The organism is Actinophytocola gossypii (assembly GCF_025165815.1).
Taxonomy (GTDB): domain Bacteria; phylum Actinomycetota; class Actinomycetes; order Mycobacteriales; family Pseudonocardiaceae; genus Actinophytocola; species Actinophytocola gossypii.
In genome coordinates, this window is the sequence record NZ_JAFFZE010000004.1 from 565,566 (window position 1) to 585,578 (window position 20,013).

General features: G+C 68.1%; 13 protein-coding genes and 1 pseudogene. 6 read left to right on the forward strand and 8 right to left on the reverse strand.

The window, feature by feature from the left end; genetic code table 11:
* The first annotated feature begins 127 nt into the window (after nt 1-127).
* Entirely contained in the window at nt 128-1,201 is a 1,074-nt protein-coding gene (locus JT362_RS03915; RefSeq protein ID WP_260189612.1) for a pyruvate kinase, read from the forward strand.
* A 10-nt stretch (nt 1,202-1,211) separates the two neighbouring features.
* Here JT362_RS03915 and JT362_RS03920 read toward each other — a convergent pair whose 3' ends face one another.
* The 8 genes from JT362_RS03920 to JT362_RS03955 form a co-directional block, all read right to left on the reverse strand.
* Nucleotides 1,212-1,622, reverse strand: coding sequence for a GNAT family N-acetyltransferase (locus JT362_RS03920; protein ID WP_260189613.1), 411 nt, complete (start codon nt 1,620-1,622; stop codon nt 1,212-1,214).
* 151 nt (nt 1,623-1,773) lie between these two features.
* Nucleotides 1,774-2,688 (reverse strand): ArsR/SmtB family transcription factor, encoded by a 915-nt coding sequence (locus tag JT362_RS03925; RefSeq protein WP_260189614.1) that lies wholly within the window; start codon nt 2,686-2,688, stop codon nt 1,774-1,776.
* Nucleotides 2,685-2,972: a PqqD family protein gene (locus JT362_RS03930; protein ID WP_260189615.1), complete on the reverse strand. Its 288-nt coding sequence runs from the start codon at nt 2,970-2,972 to the stop codon at nt 2,685-2,687. The genes JT362_RS03925 and JT362_RS03930 overlap by 4 nt, the downstream gene beginning before the upstream one ends.
* The gene (locus JT362_RS03935) at nt 2,969-3,787 is read right to left on the reverse strand and encodes a nucleotidyltransferase domain-containing protein (protein ID WP_260189616.1); all 819 of its coding nucleotides are present in this window, start codon (nt 3,785-3,787) and stop codon (nt 2,969-2,971) included. The genes JT362_RS03930 and JT362_RS03935 overlap by 4 nt, the downstream gene beginning before the upstream one ends.
* A complete protein-coding gene (locus JT362_RS03940) occupies nt 3,784-4,434 on the reverse strand; it encodes an O-methyltransferase (RefSeq protein ID WP_260189617.1) in 651 nt (216 codons plus the stop codon). The genes JT362_RS03935 and JT362_RS03940 overlap by 4 nt, the downstream gene beginning before the upstream one ends.
* Entirely contained in the window at nt 4,431-5,198 is a 768-nt protein-coding gene (locus tag JT362_RS03945) for a hypothetical protein (protein ID WP_260189618.1), read from the reverse strand. The genes JT362_RS03940 and JT362_RS03945 overlap by 4 nt, the downstream gene beginning before the upstream one ends.
* Nucleotides 5,195-6,253, reverse strand: a complete 1,059-nt coding sequence (locus tag JT362_RS03950; protein ID WP_260189619.1) for a pyruvate kinase — start codon at nt 6,251-6,253, stop codon at nt 5,195-5,197. The genes JT362_RS03945 and JT362_RS03950 overlap by 4 nt, the downstream gene beginning before the upstream one ends.
* Before the next feature lie 10 nt (nt 6,254-6,263).
* Nucleotides 6,264-7,322, reverse strand: a complete 1,059-nt coding sequence (locus tag JT362_RS03955; protein ID WP_260189620.1) for a phosphotransferase — start codon at nt 7,320-7,322, stop codon at nt 6,264-6,266.
* Between the two features lie 157 nt (nt 7,323-7,479).
* On the opposite strand from JT362_RS03955, the gene JT362_RS03960 reads away from it, so the two are divergent.
* The 5 genes and pseudogenes from JT362_RS03960 to JT362_RS03980 all read left to right on the forward strand — a co-directional run.
* A complete protein-coding gene (locus tag JT362_RS03960; protein ID WP_260189621.1) occupies nt 7,480-11,976 on the forward strand; it encodes a beta-ketoacyl synthase N-terminal-like domain-containing protein in 4,497 nt (1,498 codons plus the stop codon).
* Nucleotides 11,973-13,031, forward strand: a complete 1,059-nt coding sequence (locus tag JT362_RS03965; RefSeq protein WP_260189622.1) for an acyl carrier protein — start codon at nt 11,973-11,975, stop codon at nt 13,029-13,031. The genes JT362_RS03960 and JT362_RS03965 overlap by 4 nt, the downstream gene beginning before the upstream one ends.
* Nucleotides 13,028-17,551 (forward strand): beta-ketoacyl synthase N-terminal-like domain-containing protein, encoded by a 4,524-nt coding sequence (locus tag JT362_RS03970; protein ID WP_260189623.1) that lies wholly within the window; start codon nt 13,028-13,030, stop codon nt 17,549-17,551. Before JT362_RS03965 ends, JT362_RS03970 begins: the two co-directional genes overlap by 4 nt.
* The gene (locus tag JT362_RS03975) at nt 17,548-19,197 is read left to right on the forward strand and encodes an FAD-dependent monooxygenase (RefSeq protein WP_260189624.1); all 1,650 of its coding nucleotides are present in this window, start codon (nt 17,548-17,550) and stop codon (nt 19,195-19,197) included. The genes JT362_RS03970 and JT362_RS03975 overlap by 4 nt, the downstream gene beginning before the upstream one ends.
* A 64-nt stretch (nt 19,198-19,261) precedes the next feature.
* A pseudogene (locus JT362_RS03980) lies at nt 19,262-19,999 on the forward strand (ACP S-malonyltransferase); the annotation flags it as partial.
* Nucleotides 20,000-20,013 lie beyond the last annotated feature (14 nt).

Consider the following 20,013-nt stretch of genomic DNA (forward strand, 5'->3'; position numbering starts at 1 on the left):
TCGCGCTCGGTCGTCATCGAACACGGTGATGCGGGTCATCGAGAACGTTGCGCGGCACCGCGTTGCCCAGGCGCTCCCCCGTCGATGACGATGGGTGCACCATCCCGCGGTCGCAGGGCAGGGGAACATGGGCACTGATGGACGCACGGTCAGCGCTGTCGACGACTCCGCCGAGGTGACATCGCCCGCGATGACGACCATGCTCGCGACCATCGGCCCCGCGACTCGCGCACCTGAGACCATGGCTGCCCTGATCCGCCTCGGCGTCAGCGGGTTCCGGTTCTCCGCCTCGAAGTTCGGCGTGGTCGAGCTCGCGGCCCAGGCGGCGGACGCCCGCGCGGCGGGTCGTGCCGTCGGCCGGCCCGTGGAGCTGCTTCTCGACCTGCCCGGCGCCAAGGTCCGGTTCACGAACCCGGAATCGCTCGACCTCGGCGCCACGCCACGGTTCAGGATCTCCTACGCACGACAGCTCACCCGCCACGGCCAGGACATGCCAGAACTCGGTGTGTCCGATCCGGAGCTGGGCGCCGGCATTGCTCCCGGCGACCTCCTGCTCATCGGCGACGGCGAGATCGCTGCCCGTGTGGTGTCGGCATCCAGGACCCACTGTGTGGCCGAGTCGCTCGACGGTGGGGTGCTCGGCCCGCGCAAGGGTGTCTGGGTGATGGGAAAGTCACGACGACTCCGGCCACCCGACCCGGAGGCGGACCTCGCCCTGCTCGAGAAGTTGAGCGACTCGGCCTTCACCGGGGCGTTGGTCTCGTTCGCCGAGGATGCGGCCGTGCTGGACCCGGTCCGCGCGCGGTGGGGCGGGCGAAGCGCCAACGCCGTCGTGGCGAAGGTGGAGACCCGGGCAGGCGTGGCCAACATCGCCGAGATCGCGCGGGCGGCGGACAGCGTGCTGGTTGGCCGTGGTGACCTGCTCATGGACAGCGGGGTGCTCGACTTCCACGACCTGTGCACGACCGCTGTGCGGGAATGCAGGCGATTGTCCGTGCCGGTCGTGGTGGGCACCCAGCTGCTGTCCGGTCTGGAGCACTCGTGGCTGCCGCTTCGTTCCGAGCTCGCCTATCTGTGCGGCGTGCTCGAGTCGGGTGTCGACGGGCTGTTGCTCACGACCGAGACCACCTTCGGCAGCGATCCGCTTCGTGCGGCGGGCTTGATGGCAGAGCTGATTCGGCGCTACGGCGTCCGCGAGTAGCGGTCGAGAATCAGAACACTATCCAGTAACGCCGTTTCGGGCCGACCACGGTGTCCCGTACGTCCTCCAGCACCCCACCGGCATTCTCGATCATGCGGCCGGACACGTGGTTGTCGGGCGAGCAGGTCAACAGCACCCTGTCCATTCCCCGCGACCGCGCCCGCTCGAGTGCCACGTCCAGTGCCCAGGTCGCGATGCCACGCCGTCGGTACCGGGGACAGACGCTGTAACCGATGTGCCCGCCCGCCTCCAACAGGAGCGGGGTGAGCGCGTGCCGAAGCTCGATCGCGCCAAGACAGATGTCCTCGTGGGTGATCCACCAGTACGTCGAGTGTGCCCGGCCGGGCGCCGGCTCCACCGCCGCGTCGGCGGAACGGAGCAGTTTGGCGACCCAGGCGGCGAAGCCCTCCTGGCTCGTCACGTCATCGTCGGCACCGAGCCCGGCCCCGTCCAGGTGAGACCCGGCAGGCCATTCAGCGTAAGCGGCGAGCCACGAGGCGTGCAACCGCGGGTCGGGCCGGGTCAACTCGGGACGGAGTTCGTCCGGCTCCCGCGCAGGAACCATGCCCATGTCAGAACCCCAGTCGCTGTAGGAGGGCGGCGCCGCCTTGGTCGAGTTGGTAGAATACCCGCCCGCCGAGCCGTTGCTTCCACACCAGGCCGGAGGCGGCCAGGACGGTCAGGTGCTGTGACACCGTGCTCTTGGCCATTCCCAACGAAGCCGCCACAGCTGTGGTCGTCTGCGGAATCTTCAACGCGCGCACCACCTGTGCTCGCCCGCTGCCGAGCAGAAGCGCCAGGCGATCCTCCGTGGGGGCGGCACGGTCGGTCGCCGTCAGGACCTGGAAGAAGCCGGTGGCCCGAGCCTGGTACGAGACAGCCACCACGCCCGGCTCCCGCAGGAACAGCCGCACGCCGCCCGCGAACACGGTCGGCACCAGCAACAGTTGCGAGCTGGTCACCGACACCTCGAGATCGCAGTGGAACGGTGCGGTCAGGAAGGGCCGGGACCACAGCACCCGTCCGTCCAACTCGTTCAGCATCGCCTCCGGCCCGGACACGACGAGGGTCCGGCCCCGGAAAAGAACCTCCTCTTCCAACGAGGTCCGCATCTGGACCCAGTGAGGGGCGATCGCCCAGTCCCAGTACTGCTCGAGGAGTCCGCAAAGCCGGTCGGCGGAGTTGCCTTCGCACCGGACCCGCATTTCCATGAGCTCGGGCTCGAGCGTGCTGCACGCGGCGCTGGGCAGCGGCACGGAACCTTGTGGGAACAGTGACAGGTTGGCGCGCCGCATCGGCTCCACCAGGCCTTCCACAAGGTGGCGAGGCAGTTCGCGGCGAACCGCACGGGCCCAGCGGGAGTAGGGCGACGGCGCCTCGCCCGGATAGCGGGCGAGGATCGCCAGGCTGCCGATGGTTTCCCACAGCGGGCTGAGCGCGAGCCGCACTCGGCCGAGGCTGTCGTCATCCACCCGCAGCCGGATCACCGCAAGGGCTCCTCGACCACCCATTCGACGACACCGCGACCAGCGAGGTCGTCGAGAAAATCACTCACGTCGGCGCTGACCTCCGCGGGGTCGGCGTCGTACCTGGCGACGACGATGGCGACGATGTCCGCGACGCGGTTCCGCCCGTCCGCCGACTCGTAGATCAGCTTCGCCACGTCGGTCAGTTCCAACGCGTCCGCGTCGACGCCGATGACCAGGTCGCCGGAGACCCGGCGGACCCGGACGCCGAGGGCCCGGCGCGGCACGCGAAGGCCGGTGCTCATGTGGTCTCCACACGGATGGCGATGTCCTGGCAGATGGTGAGCACGGATCGGACCCACGGTCGCGGATCGGCCGGGTCGTAGTCCCGCATGGTCTCCAGCGCCCAGTAACGCTCGAACGAAAGCACCTCGGGAGCAGCCGCTTTGAACCGGTTGGGTCGCCACTTGGGCATGTGGCTGCCGTACTCGCCCGCGCTCTCCAACAGTGAGTCGACGGCGTGGCCGAGTGCCCGGCGAGCCGACAACACCGCGCTTTCCAGATGCCCGGCCTCCAGTTGGCCCAAGGCGTCTTCCGCGGCGTCATCGGCCAGGCCGAGCGACCGGACCACGACGATGGAGCGGAAGGCGGACTGGTTCAGCAGTTCGCATCTGGCCTCGATCCACTCGCTGCCCAGCAACGGCCGGCAGTGGACGAGGCGGGCCAGGGAGGTCTCCTCGCGTGGCGAGAGGATCTCGCCGGCGAAGACCTCACCTGTGTACCTGTCCCAGCTGATCTTGGCGAGCATCTGGTCGAACTGGCGCTCCAGCCAGTAGGTGATCTCCCAACGACGGCCGTTCTCGAAGAACACCTCGTTCCGCACCCGTGGCGGGTCGAGCGGCATCAGGGCGGCGTTGTAGCTCTCTGTCCGCACCTCCTCGGTGGTGACGACGTAGATGTCGAAGTCACTGCGGGAGTTCTCCCAGCCACGCGCGACCGAGCCGACGACGAAGGCGGCGATCGTGTCGTCAGGGAGCAGGTCGCGCTCTCGGAGCGGGTTGAGCCAGTCGGCGGTGTCCTGCTCCGGCGTGGGCACCGCCATGAAGGTCCGCTCGCTCATGTGCGGCTCACCAACGACATGCCGTCGGCGACGGGGAGCATGACGACCTCGACTCGGGAGTCCTTGACCAGCCGCTTGTTGAACTCGATGACCGCGTGGTCGGCCTCCTTGACCGGCTTCAGCACCCGGCCGCTGCGGAAGACGTTGTCGAAGGCGACGATTCCGCCCGGTCGGGTCCGCACGATCAGTTCCTCGAAGTACTCCAGGTACCCCTCCTTGTCGGCGTCGACGAAGGAGAAGTCCAGGTGCGGCTCGGCCGGCAGCGCGCGCAGCGTCTCGATCGCGGGCGCTATGCGCAGATCGATGCGGTCCACGACGCCGGCCGCCTGCCACGCTTCACGAGCGATCGGTGTCCAGTCGTCGGTGATGTCGCAGGCGATCAGGCGGCCGCCGGGCCGCAGACCGCGGGCGATCGCGAGGGAGGACATCCCCGTGAAGCTGCCCACGTCGACGGCGTGACGTGCGCCGAGGGTCCGGGCCAGCAGAGTGAGCAGAGCACTCTGCTCGGGTGCTGTCTGCCAGTGCGCCACCCGAGGAAGGGTCGAGGTCTGCTCGATGATCCGGCGCTGCACGGCATCGAGCGGAACGCTGTGCGCGAGCATGTACTCGCGCAGCGGGGCTGGTATGAGGAGTGTGCTGTCCTTCATGAGGCCGTGGCCTTTCGAACGGTCGGGTGGGTGAGGATGCGGCCGGAGGTGGTGGCGTCCCCGGCGGTCCGGCCGGCGTTGTCGAAGAGCTCGAGCACGTGCTCGGCGAGTTCAGGCGCCGTGGAGCGGTCCGAACGCACCACTGTCCACTCGGGATCGCCGGCGATCAGCCGGGTGGTCAGCTCGTCGAGTCGCACGATCTCGTCCAGGTGTCGACGCAGGAAGTCGTTGACAGCGTGCTTGGCGGGTCCTTCGCGGGCCGCCATCCGTTCTCGCCGGGCCGCGGGAGCACAGGTCAGGTAGATCTGCACGGCGAAGCGGGGAACACGGGCACGGATCCACTCGGGTGCCAGGTAGCACTCACCAGGGGTCAGAAAGGTGTTGAACGAGTGCTGTGTCAGCCAGTACCGGTCCTGCACCCTGACCGCACCTGGTTCGGGCGGTCTCTGCTGAGCGGCCAGTTCGGCGTCCACGATGAGCTGTGCGGAACGCACGCTGTTGAAGCGGCGCCACAGCCCCAGGTCACGGAAGGGTCGGTCCGTGGCATCGTCGAAGACCGCCACCGCTTCGCCGAGCATCGCGTCCACGAGTCCGCCCTTGGTCAGCGTGCCGTGTGACTGCGTGACCTCGTGGCCCCGTGCGCGCAACTCGGCCGCGATCAGCCGCGCGAGGCTGGTCTTGCCGCTGCACTCGTGTCCGTCCAGGAGGATGCCGGGGATGAAGGGACGTTGGACGGTGGTCCCTCGACCTGGGTCGGGTTTCATGGGCGGCTCGGGAAGAGTGCGGTTCTGACGGTCGTGGGTGCGTATCGGTCCCGAAGTCCGGTGAGGAGTGTCACCGCCCGAACCGGGTCGGTGGCCCCCGCCGTCTCTTCGGAGAGCATCAGCCCGGCCACCCCCTCAGCCAGCAACCCGCTGACGGTGGCGAGCTCCGATCGGTGCGGCAGCCACCCGGCCGCGAGGCTGGTCAACAGCTGGGTACCGACGAGCACAGGGCATCCGATCGCGCGCGCCGCGTCCAGCACCCGGCGGCAGGCCGCGTGGAACTCGACCGGGCCGGTGTCGAGCAACAGGTCGCCGCGTCCGAGCAGGATCCCGTCGGCGGCCCGGGCGACCTCGTCCGCCGACGCCGCTCCGGTCGCTGTCTCGACCTTCGCGACCACCGAGGGCAGTGGACCCTCGCGGACACCCTCGCTCAGCACCGCGCGGGCACGGTCGACGAGATCGGCCGACTCGGCGAAGGAGATCACCACAGCGTCGAACGGTGTACCGGCCATTGCCCGCAACCCGGCGAGGTCGTAGGGGGTGAACTCCTGTGCGCCCCCGGCGTCGCGGGCACCGGGGAAGGAGAGCCCTCGCCGGATCCCGATCACGCCGGTGGTCAGCGGTACCGCCCTGCACGAACCCGCGGCGTGTTCCACGATCCGCAACGCGTCCTCCCCGTCGCCGATGACGACGAGGTCGCCGACCGATGGACGCGGGTCGCCGGGACCGAGGCCGGACACCCCGAGCCGCGGCACCGGACCGGTGAGATCGGAAGGGCCGGCGTCGAAGCGCAGCACGAGCTCGGTGACGCCGGCCAGGTCCAGGTAGGCGTCGTTGGTCAGTCGCGGTTTGGCGCCGGGGAGGTCGAGCACCAACTCGACCGGCAGACCAAGATCCGCGGCGAGCTCACGAACCACTTCGGCGAGGGCCGCGAGCTGGGCCACGGGGGTCTTGGATGCCGTGAAGCGGAACACATCCACCCCGGCTTTCAGCAGGTCACCGAGGACCTCCCTGGAGGAGCAGGCCGGTCCGACCGTGGCGACGACGTGGGTCATGCCGGCCCGCTCAGGCCCACGCACCGAGCAGCCCGAGCGTCTCGGCGGCTCGGGTGGCCGGGCCCGCGTCGAGGCGAGCCAGCCCCGCGTGCGTGAAGGACAGGCTCAGGCGGAAGACGAGCCAACCCACTTCCTCATGCTCGCGCCTGGTGAAGTCGAAGGGATCTCCGAGCATCTCGGACGTCCACGTACCCAGTCGGTCGTACAGGTGGGGCGGCACCAGGGACAGCGCGCTCAGGCCGTAGCGCAGCAACACCAGGCAGGCCATCAGCTCCAACCGGGCGGCCTCGCTCGCATCGACGGGGCGGTCGAAGTAGGCCTCCAGGAACTTCTCGAGCAGCGCGCCCTCGATGCCGAGCGAGAGCATCGCGTTGGCCAGGTCGTACAGCGGGTCCCCGAAGCCGAGGTGGTCGAAATCGATGAGCCAGGCGCGCATGCCGTCGAACAGGACGTTGCCGCGGTTCAGGTCGTGGTGGCAGAGCCGGTCCTCGACCCCGAGCCGGCCGAGCGCCGCTCGCAGGCCGTCGAACCGTTCGGACGCCTCGCTGTAGATCGCGAGCTCGGGAATCCGGGGGGCGAGTCGCGCCACCCCGGACCGCGCGGCGTCTATCTTGCCCTCGTGCAGCCGCGGGTCACCGTCCATGTCGAGGGTGTGCAGCTCACGCAGGACCCGAGCGAGTGAGAGAGCCTGCCACTGGGCGATCGGTCGGGTGGCGGGAGCGCCCAGGATCTCGTCCATGACCAGCACGCCGCTCACGGGATCGGCGTACTCCACCCTCGGGCCGACCCCGTGCTTGCCGAGCAACTGGGCTGCCCTGAACTCCGTTGGTACGACGCCTTCTTCAGCGAACCGCAGGTCGATCACACGTGCGACCCGACGGGTACCGTCAACAGCGATGGAATAGGTCGATGCCCATGGCGTGGGGGTGGCCGGGAAGGCGCTCACCGTCGCCCTGTCGCTCAGCCCGAGGATCTCCAGAACACCCGCAAGCCGATCATCAGCACACATGGATGACCTCTTTCCGATCAGCGTCCGTGCAGCATCAAACAGCGCGCTCCCCTTCGTCAAGGCACCGATCACCGTATCCGATAAGGGCATTCGTGAACTTCGATGCTGAATCCGGCCAAGCGTCGCTATGGTAATCATGGAGGTTGTCGGTTCGCATCGCGGCACATTCGACGGTTGCGGGCCCGGTCAAGTGGCCCTGTCGTGAGGGTTATCAATCATGCGCGAAGATGTTGCCATCATCGGTGTTGCCTGCCGATATCCTGGCGCCGCGCATGCCCACGCGTTCTGGGACGACCTCGCGAACAAACGGTCCGGGATCAGAGAAGTCGGTCCGGACAACTGGAGTTCGGACACGTTCTATTCGCCGGACGGCGTTGAGTCCGGGCAGGTGAACACGAAATGGATCGGCGGCCTCAGTGACTCGCGCAACTTTGATCACGCGTTCTTCAACATCTCGCCACGTGAGGCGGTCGCGCTGGATCCGCAGCACAGGATCCTCCTCGAGGAGGCATGGCACTGCCTCGAGGATTCCGGCCTGCCGATCGACCTGCTCCGCCGGTCACGGACGTCGGTGAACATCGCCCTGTCGGTGCACGACTACCTGCTCAGGGCCACCGCCAACAACAAGCGGGTCGACGTGTTCGACCCGGTCGGCAACTACCACTGCATGTCGGCCAACCGTATTTCGTACTTCCTGGATCTGCGCGGCCCCAGTCGCGCGGTGGACACTGCCTGCTCGTCCTCACTGGTGGCGTTGAGCCACGGCCGACAGGACCTGCTGCACGAGGACTGTGATTTCGCCGTCGTCGGCGGCGTGAACCTGATCTCCTCGCCATGGCGCTATCTGGCATTCACGCAGTCCCGCATGCTCAGCCCTGACGGCCGCTGCTTCACCTTCGATTCCCGGGCGAACGGATACGTGCCTGGTGAGGGCGCCGGCGTGGTACTGCTGACCAGGCTGTCGAACGCCGAGCAGCTCGGCTGTCACGTGTACGGCGTGCTCAAGGGCATCGCCACCAACCATAACGGGCACAATCGAACCGTCACCGCGCCCAGCGTTTCGGCACAGGTCGATGTCATTTCCCGTGCGCTGGCCGACGCTCAGGTGGACCCGGCCCAGGTGAGCTATGTGGAGGCGCACGGGACCGGCACCAGCCTGGGTGATCCGATCGAGATCGAGGCCCTCGACATCGCCTACGCCCGGCGGGAACGGGCATCGGCGCTGACGGTCGGCTCGGTCAAGACCAACATCGGTCACGTCGAGGCGGGCGCGGGCATGGCCGGCCTGATCAAGGTCCTGCTCATGCTCCGGAACAGGACCATCGCACCCACCCTGAACGTCGAGCGGGTCAACCCGCTCATCGAGCACACCGCGGAGCGAATCGAGTTCCCCGGCGACGCCGCGCCGTGGTCGAGCGAGGGGCCGCGAACGGCGGGCATCAGCTCGTTCGGGTTCGGTGGCGTCAACTGCCACGCCATCGTGTCGGAACACCAGCCGCGTGAGCGTCGGCCGGACCCGGTGCGAGGCGGAGTGTCCGACGGCGGTGTCCCGCCGGTGTTCACCCTCGCGGCGAAGACTCGTACCGCACTCGAGCGTTCGCTCGGTGAATGGTCCCACCACGTGCGTTCCGCGCGGCCGGAGACGTTGGCCGGCCTTTGCCGGGCCACGAACCAGCGAGATCTGACGCTGCCGTACCGGTTCGCCGCGCGCGCCGGCGATCTCGTCGTCGCGCTCACCCGCGTGGAAGGCGAGATCCGACACAGCCAAAGGTCCCCGGAACTCGCGATCCTCCTGACAGCCGACCCCGTGGAGTCGATCCGCGACCCGGGCGTCGCAGCGCACCGGTCGATCGTTCTCGCCGAAGCCGTCGCGGACCCGGCGAATCCAGCTCTTGACCCGTTCGCCACACGATTGGCCGTACTGCGTGCCTTGGCCGAACGCGCTGTGCACGGGGCCGAGTTGGTCGCACACTGCGGCGATGGTGCCGCCGCTGTCATGGTGCATTCCGGGATGATGTCCGTCGCCGACGCCGCCGAGGCACTGGCCGCCGACGGCCCTCTCGTCGTGACGGCGTCGCCAACCGTCGCGGTGCACATCGGTGCGCGGTCGTTCCTGCCCAACGAGATAACGGCGGAGTACTTGGCGGAACTCGCCAACAACTGTGCCCGATCGGTAGCCGTGGTCGCGGCATACGCGGCACACGCCGCCGGTCTTCTCGGGCACCAGCACACCTTCGTTCGGGAACTCGGCGCGTGGGCGAACCCGACGCGCGCCCACGGCCTCTTCCTGACCGAGGCTGTTCACGACTTCGCCGAGATCGCGGACTCGTTGAGACCCGAGCACCGCGCGATGACGGCCCTCGCGATCGACGCGGCCCACACGGAGATCGACCACGCCTGGGGTTTGACAGCTGCCGGATGGCGCGACCCGGCCACCCACGAACTGGCGAACCTCGTCCGCAGGAACATCGTGTCGCCCACGACGGCATTGCACATGCTCGCCGGGTCAGCCGATCTGGCAGCGGTCGCCGCGCAGGCGCGCGAACATCGCGATGTCCGCTCCTCGGTGCTGACAGACGTGCCGCTGCTGCGGCGGCACACGGCCGAGCAGCACCGTGGTCTTCGCATTCCCGCCACACGGGCCGAGGCGGTGCGGGATCTCCCGCAGGATGTTCGAGCGGATTGCCTGGCCGTCGTCGGAGCATTCGGCAGCACGGATCCCAGGGTTCGCTCGGTGCGGATCGACCCATCGACAGCGGATGCGTTCGCCACCTGCCTGATCGAACTCTGGCTTACCGGCTGCGACATCGACTGGGCGGGCGCGCAAACCGGTGTCGAGCACATCCCAGGACTACCCGGTTACTCCTTCGATCCGCACGAGCACTGGCACGAGGACGAGGTGTTCAGATTCGACGGCCGTGAACCTGCCACGCCCTCCGTGCCGGAGGGACGGTCGGCGAATGCTCGACGTCACGACGGGTACGAGGCGAGTGACCGGCCAGCGGAAGCGGCCCAGTCCGTCTCCGCGACCATGCCGGACGACGACCTGGCAGCGGAACTGCGACAGCTTCTGCGCCAGTTGGTGGCGCAGAGCACCAAGAACCAGCTCTCCACGGTAGGTACGGACACCGAGTTCGCGGATCTCGGCATCGATTCGCTGATCATCCACTCGCTCAACGGAGAACTGTGCCAACGCTTCGGCGAGGTCGCGGTCACCTTGTTCTTCGAGTGCCGCGACATCCGGTCGCTGGCCGACCACCTTCTCCGGGACTACCGACCGGCCGTCGCCACCTACTTCGCCGAACACACGAGCACTCACCGCACTCCGGAAACGCCGGTGGCACAACACAGCCCGGACGGACCGCGATCGGGCGCGGCGCGGCACCCGATGCCGCCCGCCGCACAGCCGATCGCGATCATCGGGCTCGATGCCAGGTTCCCCGGCGCGGACTCCCTCGACGAGTTCTGGGCCGGTCTCCGCGACGGTGCCGACTGGATCACGGAGATTCCGCGCGACCGCTGGGACCACGACCGCTATTTCGATCCCCGCCGCGGCGTGCCGGGCAAGGTGTACGCCAAGTGGGGCGGATTCCTCTCCGATGTCGACTGTTTCGACGCTGCCGCCTTCGGTATCGCACCGTCCGACGCTCAGTTCATGGATCCCCAGGAGCGGTTGTTCCTCGAGTCCGCGTACGCCTGCCTGGAGGTCGCGGGCTACTCGCGGGAGCGCCTGCGCGCCCAACACGACAACGAGGTCGGGGTCTTCGTCGGGGCCAGCTTCAACAACTACCAACTGATCCAGTACGAAGCCGACCTGGCGAGGCGCGGCAGCCCCGCGGGCGTTCTCAACTCGCAGACCTACGCGATCGCCAACAGGGTGTCGTTCACCTACGATCTGCGTGGCCCCAGCCTCACCCTGGACACCGCGTGTTCGTCATCGCTGTCCGCCATTCACCTGGCCTGCGAGAGTCTGCGCCGAGGTGAGTCCGCGATGGCGCTCGCGGGCGGGGTGAACCTGTCGCTGCATCCGTCGAAGTACCAGATGATGGCGAGGTATCAGTTCCTGTCATCCGACGGGCGGTGCCGGGCCTTCGGTGACGGTGGCGACGGCTATGTGCCCGCCGAGACGGTCGGTAGCTTTCTGCTCAAACCCCTGGCCACCGCCGAACGCGACGGTGATCGAATCTATGGCGTCATCCGGGGCAGCGCACACACCCACGGCGGCCGGGCCAACGGGTTCACCGTCCCCAATCCGGCCGCCCAGGCTCTGACGATCGAGCGGGCGCTGCACCGGGCGGCCGTCGATCCGGTCACGATCAGCTACATCGAAGCGCACGGGACCGGGACCAAACTGGGCGATCCGACCGAGATCGCCGGCATCACAAAGGCACTCGGCACGACGCACAAGCAGTACTGCGCCGTCGGCTCGGTGAAGTCGAACATCGGCCACGGCGAGGCGGCGGCCGGTGTGGCGCAGGTTGCCAAGGTGATTCTGCAGATGCAGCACCGCACACTGGTTCCGTCGCTGCTGCACGCCGACCGGACGAATCCGTCGATCGACTTCGCGAACTCACCGGTGTACGTGCAACAAAGTCTCGAGGACTGGAACCCCGACCGCAGTGGGCTCGGCGACATCCCCTTGCGCGCCGGCATCACCTCGATCGGCGCGGGCGGCACCAACGTCCATCTCGTCATGGAGGAGTACGGCAGATGAGCACCGGTCATCCATCGAGTCCTGCCGCTCGCTTCGTCCTGACCATCTCGGCGGGCAGCGCTGAATCCCTCACTGCCTACGTGCGGGGGCTGTCCACCTTCCTCTCCGGCGATCCGCGGCCCGGGCGACACCCGTTCCCCCACACGGTGACCCTGCCAGGTGTGGCCGCGACGCTGTTGAACTTCCGGCGGTGCGCGCCGCACCGGCTGGCACTGAGCGCGGCCACCCTGGCTGAGGCGGCCGACAAGCTCATCTCCTTCACCGAGCACACGTCGAATCCGCACTCGACCGCACCACACGGCCTGTACGCGAACGTCATCCACCGGAGCACTTTCGACGAGGACGCCGTCGCGAGCCAGGACCGGGACTACCTGCTGGCGCTTGCCGCGAGCGGACGCCATGAGCAGCTCGCGAAGCTGTGGTCCGTCGGGTTCCCGGTCGACTGGCGGCACGTCTATCCCGAACTGGTCGCCGAACGTCCGGTCTATCTACCACCGGTGCCGTTGGACCGACGTCGATACTGGCCGCACGCACCCGAGGCCGCATCCGCGACAACCACGAGAGCGGCCGCGCCGCCAGATGCCGACGATCGACGTCGCCCAGGGAACAAGTCCTCGCAACTCGTGGCCGAGCTGACGAACCTGCCGACCGCTCTTCGCGAGCGCCGGCTCTGCGACTATCTGCAGGATCGCATCGCCGTGCTGCTCGACTATCCGGACGGAGAGCGTCCGCACACCGACCGCGGGTTCTTCGACCTCGGCATGTCGTCCATCCACCTGGGGCAGGTGCGGCAGTCCATCATCGCCGACACCGCGTTCGAACCAAGCGACACGTCGGCGTTCGAGCATCCGACCATCGCCGAGTTCGCCGCCTATCTGGCGCGCGAGCTGGCGGCCCACAGCGAATCCGAGATCGCACCATCGGATTCCGTGGTGCACGGGCCCGACGCGACGGAGCCTGCTCAGGCTCTCCTGCCGCACACCCTCGGCGAGGACGACATCGACCGGCTTTCCGCCCACGACCTGGAACGCGCACTCATCGAGGTGGTTTCGTGACGGGATACCTCGACACGGACCACGAGATTCGGACGCTCAAAGCGCTACTTCGCAAGTCGCTCAACACGATTCGCGAACTCAACCAGAGTGCCACGAATGCCGGACCTGCCGAGCCGATCGCGGTCATCGGCATGGCTTGCGAGCTTCCCGGCGGGGCCACCACGCCAGAAAAGTACTGGTCCCTGCTCCGGTCCGGTCGCGAATGTACGCGCAACGCGCCGGCCAGCGAATGGGTGGCGGATGTCTACGATCGCTACTTCAGCCAGAACCCACGAGCGGTCCGCAACACTCGCGCGAACTATCTCGACAGTGACGTCATGCTCTTCGACCCGCGCGCCTTCAACATCTCCCCGAAGGAAGCGCGGGACATGGACCCGACGCAGCGACTCGCGCTGAAGCTCACAGCTCAGGCACTGGAGCGCGCCGGGTATCAGCCGCGGCGCATCCACGGTCGCGTCGGAGTGTACTTCGGCCTCGTCGGCGGCGAATACGGTGCGCTCGCGCGACAGTCGGCCGAGCCGGGCACGTATGTCGCCACCGGCTCGCTCAACAGCGTGGTGGCCGGCCGGATCAGCCACACCTTCGATTTCGGTGGGCCCGCGGTGGCCGTCGACACGGCGTGCTCATCGTCGTTGGTCGCGCTGCACCTGGCCACCGAGAGCATCCGCGCAGGAGACTGCGACGTCGCCGTGGTCGGCGGGGTGAACCTGCTGCTGGACCCGTCGATCTTCACCGTGCTGTCGGGCTTCGGCGCGCTCTCCGCTGACGGTCGTTGTCGCCCGTTCGCCGCGGACGGTGCGGGGTACGGCCGTGGCGAGGGCGGCGGGGTGGTCGTGCTGAAGCGTTGGAGTGACGCGGTGCGTGACCGCGACAACGTGCTGGCCTTGGTGCACGCCACGTCGGTCAACCACGACGGAACCTGCAGCGGACTGACCGTGCCGAACGGACGGGCGCAGCGTGCCCTGATCGAGCGGACTCTACAGCGGTCAGGTCTGCGAGCCACCGACGTCGACTACCTCGAGGCACACGGTACCGGTACTCGGCTGGGGGATCCCATCGAGTTGTCGGCGGCGAGTGCGGTCTACTGCCAGAACCGTTCCTCGGATCGACCGCTCATCGTCGGCTCGGCGAAGGCGCAGATCGGGCACCTCGAGGCGGCGTCCGGCATCGCCTCGCTCATCAAGCTCGTTCTGGTGCTGCAGAACCGTTGCGTGCCGGCACAAGTCGTCGCGGGTGAACCCAACCGCGACATCGACTTCGAGCGCATGTGCCTGCGACCGACCGCGGCCGAGGCACCGCTGACCTCCTCCCGGCCGGTCGGTGCGGTCAGCTCCTTCGGCTTCAGCGGCACGAACGGGCACGCGATCCTGTCAGCGGCTCCGCCGGCCGAGACAGTGCGGGCCGGGCGCAGGCTGAAAGCTCAGCCGGTGCTGCTGTCGGCTCGCTCGGCCACCGCGCTGACGGACCAGTTGCGCCGTCTGGCCGATCATCTGACCGAGGTCGAATCCGACCTTGAGGACGTCGGATTCACGCTGGCGGTCGGCCGGGACCACGGACCGTTTCGCACCAGCCTGTTGGCCGAAACCCGCGAACAAGCAGTGCGAACCCTTGAGGCCAGGCTCGCCACACCACACCTCGTCACCTCATCGCGCCTGTTCCGCGCCGGTGCGGCCAAACTCGGGTTCGTTCTCGGGGCGGCGGATCGCGGATGGCAGGCCCGGCGGTGGTACGGGCTGTTCTCCGCATTCCGTGACGGGTTCGACCGAGTCGACGCGGCCTGGTCCGAACTGGGTGGATCGCCGTTGACCCGCTGGATCGAATCGGACACCCATCCGTCCAGCGCGGTGGAGTCCGCCGCCCTGCAACTCGGACTGCTGTGCGGCACGGTGCGGCTGTGGCGGGCGTTCGCCATCCAGCCGGCGATCTGGATGGCCGAAGGCATCGGATGCTTCGCGGTCGCCGTCGAGACCACCGCTCGCACCGCACATGACGCCCTCGCTGAGCTGAGCCAACTGGTCCAGGGTGAACAGGTACGTCCTGACGGCAGCATCGACCTCTCCGGACTACCGGCTCCCACGATCGGTCGCGCCTCCACCCACGGCCGTCACCTCGATGCCGCCGTGATCTGCCCACGTGACGGAGACTTCGTCGGTCCTCACCACCTGGCTGACCCCGCCTACTGGGCCGCGGCCGCCACCGTGCGCGCCGACATCGCGGCGGCCGGCCGTCTGTGCGTGGAACACGACGTGCGCATCGGCGTGTTGGTCGGTGAAGGCGGCACGACCGCTCGTGTCCGGCAGGTTCTCGAACCGGTTCTCACTCTTGTCGACACCGACGAGGATGTGGACGATCCGCGGCAGGCCCTCATCCAGTGCCTGTTGCGCCTGTACGAGTTGGGCTTCGACATCGACTGGCGCCCGCTCTACGAGAACACGGCGGCGCGACGGACCACCGTGCCCACGAGTTCCCTGGACGAAGCGGTATACGCCTTCGTGTCCGCTGCCGAGCGGCCGGTCGACGTTTCCACCGCCGACCGCTCCGACGCACTGCAACCGGCGCCGCACCTCTCGCCCGGCGACAAACTCGAGGTGGATTTCGAGCTGGACCCTGCCGAGCTGGCCCTCTCGGACACGCACCATGTCGTTCACATCGGTTACTTCGTCGAAATGCTGTTGCGCGGGGTGACCACAGTCGCACCGGGCCACGAGTTCGAGGTGGCCGACATGCGTTTCAGCGCGGCCCTGGTCCTGCGCGACGCACCCGGCATCGTCCGGTTGGTGTTCGACGGGTTGGGTAGCTCCGGCGCGAGCTTCGCCTTCCACTCCCTGGCCGATGCCGCGACCAACCAATGGCAGCAGCACGTGCACGGAACACTGCGCGAGCGGCCACCAGTCGCGGAGTCGGTCCGTGCTCGCCCGCCGGGCGCGGAACACCTGTGCTCCGGAGACGAGTTCTATGCGCGCTTGGGAGAGCGTGGAATGCACCTCGGACCAAGCGTACGTGCTGTCGGAGACGTGTTCCGGACCAGTTCCGGTGTCCGGGCCACCGTCGCCGCGGAACACCGCGCTGCCCCGGCGCGGGCCTCCGCTCGGGTCGCCCCCGGACTGCTGGACGCCTGCGCGCAGCTCTTCCACGCCGCGCTACCTCCTGGCGAGCCGTCGACGGCGGCGTTCATGGTGGAACGACTGCAGGGTCTGATCGTTCATTCCGGGGCGCCCGCAGCGGTCGCCGAGCTACAGGTCGAGAATGTGCGGGTCGAACCCGACGGTGCGCTCGCGCACGGTCGGGTCTCCGTCCACGACGTGGATGGCCGGACGGTGCTGCGGTGCGCCACCGCCACCGTTCGTGTCCTCGATCGAGGGATCGAACAGGTGCTGGCTGCCGCAGGCCCGGTCGGTGACGCTTTGCGCCTCACCTCCGACGACCTGGCCGCCGCCGGCGCGGGAGATCGGACCGCTGTCGAAGGCATCGTGCGCCGCATGGTGGCAAGGTTGACCGACGCGCCGGAGGACGGCATCGGGCCAGGTGATTCGACGGCCGCGCTCGGCATCGACTCCCTGCAGGCCACTGCTCTGCACCGGGCACTGCGACCGATCGACCCGGACGGACTGGTGCCGCTGGCCGACATCGTTGCCGGAAGCTCCATCTCCGATCTGGCCGCCCGGTTGCTCGGCAGGCGCAATGGTGTCGCGGTACGTGATGTTCCGGCGACGGCCACTTCCGTCGAACGCGCTGGCGGCTACCTGAAGCGGCGAGTGGCGGCCGCGCGGGTCCGTCTGTTGTGCGTTCCCTACGGTGGCGGCAGCACGCTGGTGTTCCAGCGTTGGCAGACGTTGCTCGGTCCGGACGTGGACGTGTGCCCGGTGGCGCTCCCAGGTCGCGGCGAGCGTCTCGGCGAACCGCTGGTACCCGACGTGTACGACGTCGTGGACTCCCTCGAACCGGAAGCCGCCGAGGCATGTGACGAACCCGTTGTCATCTACGGCCACAGCGCGGGCGCGCTGATCGGTTACCTGCTGGCGCTGCGTCTCCGGCGCCGCGGCATCACCACCATCCGGCATCTCGTCGTCGGGGCCTTCAGCAGCCCAGGAGTCACGGAGAACCCCTTCTACCGCAAGAGTTTGCGTGCTCTCGCTGCCGTCGGGTATCCGGGCCTGCCGAGCACCGCCCAGATCCGGGCGCTCGACACGGACGCGCTACGCGAGCTGGCACGGTTGTTGTCGCTCCCGGCCCCGCCGGATGTGGACGCCGAGTTCCTGCGCCTCACGCTGCCGATTCTGGTCAACGACCTTCGCCTGGTAGGCAGCTACCGGCCCGCCGAGGCGGATGTGCTCGACATACCCGTCACCGCGGTGCACGGCGCACAGGACGACCGAGTGGCCGGTGACGAGATGCGCGACTGGCGTCACCGCACCTCCGCGGGCTTCGACTTCCACACCGTGGCGGGCGACCACCTGTTCCTCCACGGGGACCAGCGGGAACATGAACTGCTCGACATCATTCGTGAGGTGCTGAAGTGACGACCACGGACACGGACGAAGTCGAAGTACTGGTGGTCGGCGCCGGCCCGGTCGGCCTCACCCTCGCTTGCGCGCTCGCCGACAACGACGTGCGGGTGCGGATCGTCGACAAACTCGAGCACTGGTCACCGCTGAGCAAGGCCATGACGCTCACGCCGCGCACGCTGGAGTGCTTCCACATGCTCGGAGTGGCCGCCGAATGTCTACGAACCGGCATCATGTCCCGGCGGATCAACCACTACACCCAGCGCGGACGTGTCATCGGCGTGGCGGACCTCGCCGAGCTGGATGGCGAATATCCGGGGCTGCTGCAGCTCAGCCAGGGCGATACCACCGGCATCCTCGACCGCGCGGCGGCTGACCGAGGCCTCACCGTTGAACGCGGCCGTGCCCTCACCGACATCGACGTCGAGGGTGACAGCCATCGCTGTCACCTGCGGGACACCGATGGCCGGGCCCGCACGGTCACCGCGCGTTTCGTGGTCGGCGCGGACGGGGGCCGCAGCCGGGTTCGGGAGATCGTCGGAGCGGCCTTCGACGGCGCGGAACAGGATGAGACCTTCATCATGGCCGACGTCGAGATGCGCGGATTTCCCTATCACGCGCACGAGCGACATCAGTTCTGGCTCGACGAAGGCACTTTTCTCGCGGTCCTGCCCATCAACGGCCGCATGTTCCGGCTCGTCTCCACCTGCCGGGTCGCCACCGCGGAGGTGGACGCGGAATTCGTGTTGCGCCGCTTCAGGGAAGTGCTGAGGGCAGTCGGTCTTGACGCGGTGACACTGGGCGATCCGTACTGGGTCAGTCGGTTCAACCCCCGGCAGTTCATCGCCGAGAGCTTCCGGAGTGGGGGAATCTTCCTGGTCGGCGACGCCGCACACGTTCAGAGCCCCATCGGCGCACAGGGACTGAACACCGGCATCCAGGACTCGATCGACCTGGCCTGGAAGCTGGCGGTCGTGCTGCGCGCCAAGGCTGGCGACGCCCTGCTCGACAGCTACCACGGCGAACGGTTTCCCGTGGCACAAGCCCTGTTCGACTACAACAACATGCTGAGTGAACGCGTGTTCGGGAGGAACCGGTGGAGGCGAAGTCGGCTGCGTAGTCAGAACAAGCGCCTGAACCGACGCGCATATCACGCCGCGGAGATAGCGAAGCTCAGTCAGTTCGCTGTCGCCTATCCCGCACCGACGGGATCTGTTCCACGTTCCCGGGTGGTCCCCGGCCGTCGCATGCCGACCTGTGCGCTGACGTCGGCTTCCGGCCCGTTCGACCTGCTGCGCGAACTGGGCGCGAGGCGGCACGTCATCCTGGCGTTCGCAGGTGCGCACGATACCGTCGAGTCGCTCGTCGGCCCGGCACTGGAAAGGTACAGGGAGCGTCTTGGCGACCACGCGTTCCGCGCCTACACCGTGCACGAAAGGGTTTCCGCGGGTCAACTCTTCGACATGCCCGCCGGCCCCCACGCTCTGATCGACATCGCCGGGCGCTGCCGGGCCAACCTCGATCTCCAGCTACGCGACGTCGTGGTGATCCGTCCCGACGGCTACGTCGGCGCCGTGGCGGACGCCGAATCGCTGTCCGCACTTGACGACTTCCTCGACCGCTTGTTCGTCGGACAGCCCAACTCGGTCTCGCGGCGGTGACCGGATCGAAGGGGACACCGTGCCAGTGATCATGTTCGCCGGTCAGGGCTCGCAGTACGCGGGAATGGGGCGCGACCTGTTGGACGAGTTCCCCGAGCACCTGGCGCAGGCGGACGAGGTGCTCGGCTACTCCGTCCGCGATCTGTGCCTCGACGACAAGGACGGCTGGTTGACGTCCACGAGGTTCGCCCAGCCCGCGTTGTACGTCGTGAACGTGTTGACGTACTTGCGTGTCCGGCGGCTGTGCGAGATCGAACCCACCGCACTGCTCGGGCACAGCCTCGGTGAGTACTGCGCCCTGCACATCGCGGACGTGTTCGACTTCCCCACCGGACTCGCACTGGTGGCACGCCGCGGCGAACTGATGACCGATGCCGGCGACGGCGCCATGGCCGCGGTCATCGGACTCGACGCCGGCGCGGTGCACGACGCTCTCGCGACCTGGAGCGGAGACGGGCTCTGGGTGGCCGGCTACAACACGCCGGATCAGACCGTCCTCTCAGGCTTTCCCGACCAGGTGCGTGCGGCCAAAAATCACTTCCTTGATGCCGGCGCACGAACCTATGTCCCACTGAACGTGAGCGGCGCGTTCCATTCCCCGTTGATGGCGCCGGCCCGGTCGGAGTTTCAGCGCGTACTGGCCAGAACCGACCTGCGCGCTCCGCGAATACCGGTGGTGAGCAACACCACCGGCGCGATTCACACCGTCAACCGGATCGAACACGATCTGGGCGAACAGATTTCGGGCCCGGTCCGGTGGGTGGACAGTGTTCAGTTGCTGGCGGGCCGCGGCGAAACCTCCTGGATCGAGATCGG